1 pseudogene is annotated in these 253 nt (G+C 70.8%); it reads right to left on the reverse strand.

Annotation, left to right across the window (positions count from 1 at the left end):
* Positions 1–253 (reverse strand): annotated as a pseudogene (locus ACMGDH_RS18195) (primosomal protein N'); the annotation flags it as partial.

Raw genomic sequence — 253 nt, forward strand, 5'->3', positions numbered from 1 at the left:
GGTCGAAGCCGCTCGCCGATTTCAAGAGGATGCGGAAGCGGTAGCGGCCCTTGATGACCGCAAGCGGGGCTTCCGCCGGCCCCAGCACCACCACGCGCTCGTCGCGCGGCGCGAGCGCAACGAGGCGGCGGCCAAAGCCTTCGGCGCTCGGGCGGTCGCCGGCGGAGATGATCAGGCTCGCGAGCCGGCCGAACGGCGGATAGAGCGTGCGCTCGCGCAAATCGATCTCGCTGTCGTAGAAGGCCTCGCGGTC

The sequence above is a fragment of the Sphingomonas radicis genome, assembly GCF_051400635.1.
Taxonomy (GTDB): domain Bacteria; phylum Pseudomonadota; class Alphaproteobacteria; order Sphingomonadales; family Sphingomonadaceae; genus Sphingomonas.